General features: G+C 62.6%; 4 protein-coding genes. 3 read left to right on the plus strand and 1 reads right to left on the minus strand.

Going from position 1 to position 7,847, the window contains the following annotated elements; all coding sequences use genetic code 11:
- The first annotated feature begins 157 nt into the window (after nucleotides 1–157).
- Both ACFE72_RS20545 and prfB read left to right on the plus strand, forming a co-directional pair.
- Entirely contained in the window at nucleotides 158–2,650 is a 2,493-nt protein-coding gene (locus tag ACFE72_RS20545; RefSeq protein ID WP_375414963.1) for a penicillin-binding protein 1A, read from the plus strand.
- Between the two features lie 82 nt (nucleotides 2,651–2,732).
- Nucleotides 2,733–3,864 (plus strand): peptide chain release factor 2 gene (gene prfB / locus ACFE72_RS20550; protein WP_375414964.1). Its coding sequence is split into 2 segments (ribosomal slippage): nucleotides 2,733–2,801 and nucleotides 2,803–3,864, totalling 1,131 coding nucleotides; the frame shifts between segments, so codons are not numbered across the junction.
- Between the two features lie 66 nt (nucleotides 3,865–3,930).
- Here prfB and ACFE72_RS20555 read toward each other — a convergent pair.
- Nucleotides 3,931–6,075, minus strand: coding sequence for a carbamoyltransferase C-terminal domain-containing protein (locus tag ACFE72_RS20555; RefSeq protein WP_375414965.1), 2,145 nt, complete (start codon nucleotides 6,073–6,075; stop codon nucleotides 3,931–3,933).
- Nucleotides 6,076–6,240: 165 nt separating this feature from the next.
- Between ACFE72_RS20555 and ACFE72_RS20560 the strand changes: the two genes are divergently transcribed.
- Entirely contained in the window at nucleotides 6,241–7,473 is a 1,233-nt protein-coding gene (locus ACFE72_RS20560; RefSeq protein ID WP_375414966.1) for an ABC transporter substrate-binding protein, read from the plus strand.
- The last annotated feature ends 374 nt before the right edge of the window (nucleotides 7,474–7,847 follow it).

Genomic DNA, 7,847 nt, shown 5'->3' on the forward strand with positions numbered 1-7,847 from the left:
CCTTGTAAGGGTAGAAGCCCTAGTTTGGCCACAGCATCGGTTCTATAAAAAGTCGCTGCAAGGGCCTGCAGAATCGGTAAAATCACCTTCGGACAGGCGCAGGCCGAGCCGACACCGCCGGATGTTACGGCGCCAGGGTTTAAAACGGATATTGGTGATGCGCTTTCTGGTGCGGTTCTTGGGTTTCTTGTTCGCCGCCGGAACCGTCGTGTTCCTGGTTGGCGTCGCCGCCACCGCGGGCTTGATCTGGCATTACTCCAAGGACCTGCCGGATTATTCACAGCTTCAGGACTATGAACCGCCGGTGATGACGCGCGTTCACGCCGCCGATGGCGCGCTGCTTGCGGAGTATTCCAAGGAGCGCCGGCTGTATTTGCCGATCCAGGCGGTACCGAAGATCGTGATCAACGCGTTTCTGGCGGCCGAGGACAAGAACTTCTACGAACATGGCGGCATCGATTTTTCCGGCATGGCCCGCGCTGCGGTGCTGTTTGCGCAAAATTACGGCTCCAACAAGCGCCCGCAGGGTGCATCCACCATTACTCAGCAGGTCGCCAAGAACTTTCTTTTGACCAACGAGGTTTCCTTCACCCGCAAGATCAAGGAAGCCTTGCTGGCGATGCGGATTGAACGCGCTTATTCGAAGGACAAGATTCTCGAGCTTTATCTTAACGAAATCTACCTCGGCCTCAGCGCCTATGGGGTCGCCGCGGCTTCGCTGGTTTATTTCGATAAATCCGTGAACGAACTCACCATTGCGGAAGCGGCCTATCTCGCCGCGCTGCCCAAGGCGCCATCGTCGCTGCATCCGATCCGCAACCGCGATCGCGCGATCGAACGCCGCAACTATGTGGTCGACCGCCTGCTAGAAAACGGTTGGATCAAGCAGGCCGACGCCGACCAGGCTCGCAAGGATCCATTGAACGTCACCAACCGCGCCAATGCCGCGCATATTTTCGCCGGCGAGTATTTTGCCGAGGAAGTCCGCCGCGACGTGTTCGAGCGCTACGGCGAAAAGAAGCTCTATGAGGGCGGGCTTTCGGTTCGAACCACGCTCGATCCGAAGCTGCAGGTGATGGCCCGCAAGACCATGACCAACGGCCTAGTCAGTTTCGACGAGGCGCAGGGTTGGCGCGGCGCCTCTACCAAACTGGACATTTCCGGCGACTGGGGGGTGAAGCTCGCCGACGTGAAGTCGTTGTCAGATATATCGCCCTGGCGCATGGCGGTGGTGCTGGAAACCAGCGACCAGTCGGCGCGGATCGGTTTTCAGCCGGGTCGGGAACTCGGCGGCGCGGTGCTCAAGGACCGGCAAACCGGAAACATCACGCTGGATGGCGTAAAGTGGGCCAGGGCCGCCTCGGGCCCGGCGCGGGGCAGGACCCCAACGGCGGTGTCGCAGGTCCTCCAGCCCGGCGATGTGATCTATGCGGATCCGCTGATCGCCAAGGATGGAACGCCGGTCGAGGGCCAGTTCCGGCTGCGGCAATACCCCGAAGTTTCCGGCGCCATGGTGGTGATGGATCCCTGGACCGGCCGCGTACTGGCCATGGTCGGCGGCTTCTCGTTCGACCAGAGCCAGTTCAACCGCGCCACTCAGGCCTATCGCCAGCCGGGCTCTTCGTTCAAGCCCCTGGTCTATTCAGCGGCGATGGATAACGGGTACACGCCGTCCACGGTCGTGGTCGATGCGCCCATCGAGATCGATCAGGGGCAGGGTGCCGGCGTGTGGCGCCCGGAGAATTATTCCACCGGCAAGTATTACGGGCCGCAGACGTTGCGCAACGCGCTGCAGAAGTCGCTCAACACCGTCACCGTGCGGCTGGCGCAGGACGTCGGCATGCCGCTGATCGGAGAATATGCCAAGCGCTTCGGCGTCTATGACGAACTTCCGAACTATTTGTCCTACGCGCTCGGCGCCGGCGAAACCACGGTGATGCGCATGGTGACCGCCTACTCGATGTTTGCCAATGGCGGCCGGCGCGTGAAGTCTACGCTGATCGACCGCATCCAGGACCGCTATGGCCGTACCATTTTCAAGCACGACGCGCGCGAATGCCGGGGCTGCGACGCCGCCGAGGGCTGGAAGAACCAGCCCGAGCCGCAGCTGGTCGATCGCCGCGAGCAGGTGCTGGATGCGATGACCGCCTACCAGATCACCTCGATGATGGAGGGCGTGGTGCAGGCCGGTACCGCCACCGTCGTGAAAGAAGTCGGCAAGCCGATCGCCGGCAAGACCGGTACCACCAACGACGAAAAGGACGCCTGGTTTATCGGCTTCTCGCCCGATATCGTGGTCGGCATCTATGTCGGCTATGACAAACCCCGCAACCTCGGCAAGGGCGCTACCGGCGGACATCTGGCCGCGCCGATCGCCAAGGACTTTTTGAAGCTGGCGCTTGCCGACAAGCCGGCGATTCCGTTTCGCGTGCCGGCGGGCATCAAGCTGATCCGGGTCGACGCCAAGAGCGGCATGCGCGCCGGTCCGGGCGACGGCGGCCGGACCATTCTGGAAGCCTTCAAGCCGGGCACCGCGCCGCCGGATAATTACTCGGTCATCGGCGTAGCGGACGCGGACGGACGTTCGCAGCAGGTCCCGCCTGATGCCGAGCGAACCCTGTTCCGTTCCGGTACCGGCGGACTCTATTAGCGGCGGACGATTGTGCTTTCGCCCGCCCGCCGCTACATCCTCACTTCGTCCAATCGCGGCTCTGCCGCAGACCAGGGCACCCATGCGCGCTGAAATTGAAAGACTCGTCGAAGAGATCAAGCAGTCGGTTGGGCTGCTGAGGAGGCATCTTTGACGTCGATGCATCCGCGGCGCGCCTGGCTGAGCTGAACAAGCTCGCCGAAGACCCCAATCTCTGGAACGACCCGCAAAAAGCACAGAAGCTGATGCAGGAACGGACCTCGCTGGAGGATTCGCTTTCCGGCATTGGCAAGGTCGAGCGCGAGCTTGAAGATAATGTCGGCATGATCGAACTCGGCGAGGCCGAGAATGACGAGGGCGTGGTCGTCGAAGCCGAAACCGCGCTGAAAAATCTGAAACGGGAAGTCGCCCGCCGCGAACTCGAGGCGCTGCTGTCCGGCGAAGCCGATCGGTTCGATTCCTATCTCGAAGTCCATGCCGGCGCCGGCGGTACCGAAAGCCAGGACTGGGCCTCGATGCTGCTGCGCATGTACACGCGCTGGGCCGAGAAGCATGGCTTCAAGATCGAATATCTCGAAGAAACCCAGGGCGAGGAAGCCGGCATCAAGTCGGCCACCATCCAGATCAGCGGCCACAATGCCTATGGCTGGCTGAAGACCGAAGCCGGCGTGCATCGGCTGGTGCGGATCTCGCCGTTTGATTCCAACGCGCGCCGCCACACCTCGTTCTCCAGCGTCGCAATCTTTCCGGTGGTCGACAACTCGATCAGGATCGACATCGCCGAGTCCGACGTCCGCGTCGATACCATGCGCTCGGGCGGCGCCGGCGGGCAGCACGTCAACAAGACTGAATCGGCGGTGCGGCTGACGCATATTCCCACCGGCGTTGCGGTGGTCTGTCAGGCCGGGCGCTCGCAGCATAAGAACAAAGCGCAGGCCTGGGACATGTTGCGTGCGCGGCTTTACGAGATCGAACTGAAGAAGCGCGAAGAGCAGGCCGCCGCCGACCAGGCCGCCAAGACCGACATCGGCTGGGGCCACCAGATCCGCTCCTATGTCTTGCAGCCCTATCAGATGGTGAAGGATCTGCGCACCGGCGTGCAGACATCGGACACCTCAGGCGTGCTCGACGGCGACCTCGACGAGTTCATGGCGGCGACGCTGGCGCAGCGCGCCTTCGGGGCTCCCGCGGCGTCGATCGAAGACGTGGACTGATTGGACAGCCTGACGCTGAAACGGCCGCCGCGCCGGATGGTTCCTGAGAGGTCATCGGAACGGGCGTCAGTCTCGCGTCCTCATCCATTCCGAGAGCCAGGAGGTGAAGCGTCCGCTGTCGCGCTCGCCGCCGTGCCACGCCGCGTGGACTACCCCGTCGCTCGCCACCAGCACCGCGACATCAAGCCCTTTTGAACGCCGCAGCGTATCGATCGCCTGTTGCGGCGTCTGCGCGATCGGCCCCGCCACGTTGAACGAGGTGTTGACGGAGATCTCGACGCCGATATGACGGCCGAGCGCTTTCAGATAGGCGTAGGCGAGGGGATCGTCCTCCGCGCGCACGATCTGCACGCGGCCGGTGCCGTCGGCGTGAATGACCGCCGGGATTTTGTCGCGCGCGCGCGGCTTCGATTGCGCGGTCAGCACCATGTAATTGTAGGCGTTGTAGCCGCCGTCCGACGCGCCTTCGAGCAGATCGAAATATTCCTGCGCCGCCTCCAGCGTCGCCATCGGGGCCAGCGGACGAATGGCCTCGCGGTATTTTACGCGTTCGTTAACCCGCTGACGCGTCTGCGGATCGCTCGGATTGGCAAGGATCGAGCGGTGGCCGAGCGCCCGGGGACCGGTTTCCGCCGCTCCCTGAACCAGCGCAATGACGCCGCCTTGCGCCACGATGAAGGCCATCAGGTCGGCGACGGCATCGCGGCCGGCCGATGTCGCAATATCGCCGATTTGCTGCGACGCGATGTCGTCCGCCTTCAGCGCTGCCGCAATATCGGAGCGGGGTGGCGCCATACCGCAGTAGAACGCATGCGTCATCGGCGCACCGCGCGGCGCGCCCGCGAGATGCGCCAACAGCCAGGCCGCGCCGATGGTGACGCCGGCATCGCCGGGTGTCGGCGGCACCCACACGTGTAAACGGGCTTTTCGTTGCTGTGCGCGGGCGAACCATGCTTCGTCGAAATGTTCGAGCAGGCGCATGTTGCCGATCGCGTTCAACGCCACCCCGCCGGTCAGCACCAGCCGATTTGCGCCCGTGGCCCGCAACAGATGATCGACGATGTGGATCATCGCGTCCTCAAATACCAGTTGCGTCGCCGCCGCCTTGTCGAGACGATCCCGCGTGTCCGGCCGATGCTTGATGTCCTCGACCCGCAGCACCGCGTCTGGATTCCACATCTGATCCGGTTTCAAGGGCTCGCCGAGAAGTTCGATCAGCGCGCGCTTGTAAGGACGATCGAACGGATCGCACTGCCAGTTGGCCATGGCGCGATTGAGCTTGACCGCGCCCGCAGCGCCAAGATCCAGAACGTCTTTCAGACGTCGGTAATAAGGGTTGGTCGCGCGGTTCATGTCGCCCCAGGCGGCGGCGCCCATGTAGCGGCCTTCGCTCGACAGCCAGGTCCAGCCGCCCTGGGTCGACGAGATCACGCTGTAGAAGGCGCCGAGCGAATCGAACACGCTGTCATTGCAGGAGAGGCGGCGCATGGTTCCGTGCTCGGCGGCGTAGAGCGAGATCGATCCCTGATCGCCGGTGCCGTCCAGCACGGCGACGGCGACCGGCTCGCTGTCGCCGAACGGCGATACCGCGACCGAGAACCACGCATGATTGTCGTGATGCGGCATGCAGATCAGCGGCACCCGCGCGGCCCCCCCAAGCTGCCTGCCCAGGATCTTCGGGGTGCGGGTCATTTGTTCGAGACGGCGGCCGTCGAATCCGGTGGCTTCGGTGTTGCGTAACAACTTCATGCTTTGCGGCGCTTCTTCGAGCACGGAGCGGACGAGCGTTCCGAACAACGTCGGATAATCCCACGTCGTGATCCACGCAGCGATATCACCGATGTCACGCCCCATGCTTCGCAAAGTCGCCACCATCGCGTCGATGGATGCCCGCGGATATTCGGTCGTATGCTTGTTGCCGGAAAATCGCTCCTCCTCGTTGTTGACGATCAGGCGCGGTCCGCCGGCCTGCGTTACCTCCACCAATGCGACGCCGGAATTATGCGTACCCGGCGGCCCGAGCCCCGCCAGATAGACGGTGTCGCCGCGCGCGAGGCGCTCGCGGATGAATGCAAGCCGCGCATTGGCGTAGTCGGACCCGAGCTGGTGAAAACCCGCCGCCGCCAGCAGCCGGGCGCCGAGCGATCGCGCGATGCCGAAGCCGGCGGCGCCGAGACGCGGATGCTTGGGACCAGTTCGCTTGTCAGGCATGTTCACGTTCGGCCCAGAGTGTCAGGCAGGTGCGGGGTGAGCATCAATCATAATTGGCGGCGGGCAACAATGTCTGTTCCGCGCCGCAGAATATCCGGCTGCTTGATCGGACGCCCCGGGGCTGCGACAATCGCGTCAAACCAGAACGATCGAGGGAGAGAGCGGATGCCCACGCATGGGAAGCGGTTTGTCGGCCTGACATCGGTTGCCGTCGCGATTTTATTTTCGGCCTCGGCCGCCGATGCACAAAAGAAATACGATCCGGGCGCAAGCGACGCCGAGATCAAGATCGGCAACATCATGCCTTACAGCGGCCCGGCGTCCTCCTATGGCGTCATCGGAAAATCGGAAGCCGCCTATTTCAACAAGATCAACGCCGACGGCGGCATCAATGGCCGCAAGATCAATTTCATTTCCTATGACGACGCCTACAGCCCGCCAAAGGCGATCGAACAAGCGCGCAAGCTTGTCGAGAGCGACGAGGTCCTGCTGATCTTCCAGCCGCTTGGTACGCCTTCCAACAGCGCCATCCAGAAATACATGAACGTCAAGAAGGTGCCGCAACTGTTCGTCGCATCCGGGGCGACGAAGTGGGGTGATCCGAAGAATTTTCCCTGGACCATGGGCTTTCAGCCCAATTATCAGAGCGAGGGGCGCATCTACGCCAAATACATTCTCGATCACTTTCCAAACGGCAGGATCGCGGTGTTCTGGCAGAATGACGACGCCGGCAAGGATCAGGTCAAGGGACTGCGCGACGGCCTTGGCGCCAAGGCCGGCATGATCATCGCCGAGAAATCCTACGAAGTGTCGGATCCAAGCATCGATTCGCAGATTGTGGCGCTGCATGACTCCGGCGCCGATATTTTCTTTTCGTGGGCGGCGCCAAAGGGATCGGCGCAGGCGATCCGCAAGGTCGGCGAACTCGGCTGGAAGCCGAAATTCTTCCTCGCCAACACCGCGACCTCGGTGGCCGCGGTATTGAAACCGGCGGGTCTTCAATATGCAAAGGATATCATTTCGACAGCCTATTTGAAGGACCCGACCGATCCGGCATGGAAGAACGATCCGGGGGTCAAGCTATGGGAAGCCTTCATGGATAAATATTATCCCGACGGCGACAAGGCGAACGCCAACAATGTCTATGGTTACGTTCAGGCCCAGGCCATGGTTCAGGTTCTTAAGCAATGCGGCGATAACCTGACCCGCGAGAACGTCATGAAACAGGCCGCCAGCCTGAAAGATTTTTCAACCGACATGATGCTGCCGGGTATCAAGGTCAACACCGGACCCGACGATTTCTATCCGATCGAACAGATGCAGTTGATGCAGTTCGACGGCGAGGCCTGGCGGTTGTTCGGCGACGTCATCGACGGCGAGGTCGGACACGCGCCTTGACTCGGTCATTCCGGAATGCGCGCACTTAGCGCGAAGGGATTGACACATCGTCATAGGCGGGCTTGAGCCGGCAATCCATCCTGCTTTGCAAAAGTCTTTTGCGAAGTGCGATGCACACGCGGGTCAAGCCCGCGGTTGACGCGGCGTGTTGCAATATCGCGCTCCACGGGGCGCGTTCCCCGGACGCAGCGCAGCGCGCAGCCCTTGCGGAGCGGTGCGCTGCAGAGCCGGGGTCCCGGTTGCTTGCGGCGCGAAGAAACCGGGGTCCCGGTTCTGCGAAGCGGCATGAAGAATGCCGCATCGCGCCCGGGACACGGGGGAGGTCGTCATGGCCGGGCTTGTCCCGGCCATCCACGTCTTTGACGCGGCGCGGC

It is taken from the genome of uncultured Bradyrhizobium sp. (assembly GCF_964252615.1).
Classification (GTDB): Bacteria; Pseudomonadota; Alphaproteobacteria; order Rhizobiales; family Xanthobacteraceae; genus Bradyrhizobium.

Excerpts from the sequence above, each read along its gene's own strand:
- ACFE72_RS20560 (WP_375414966.1), top strand. The coding sequence starts at position 6,241 with ATGCCCACGCATGGGAAGCGGTTTGTCGGCCTGACATCGGTTGCCGTC.
- ACFE72_RS20545 (WP_375414963.1), top strand. The coding sequence starts at position 158 with ATGCGCTTTCTGGTGCGGTTCTTGGGTTTCTTGTTCGCCGCCGGAACC.
- ACFE72_RS20555 (WP_375414965.1), bottom strand. The coding sequence starts at position 6,075 with ATGCCTGACAAGCGAACTGGTCCCAAGCATCCGCGTCTCGGCGCCGCC.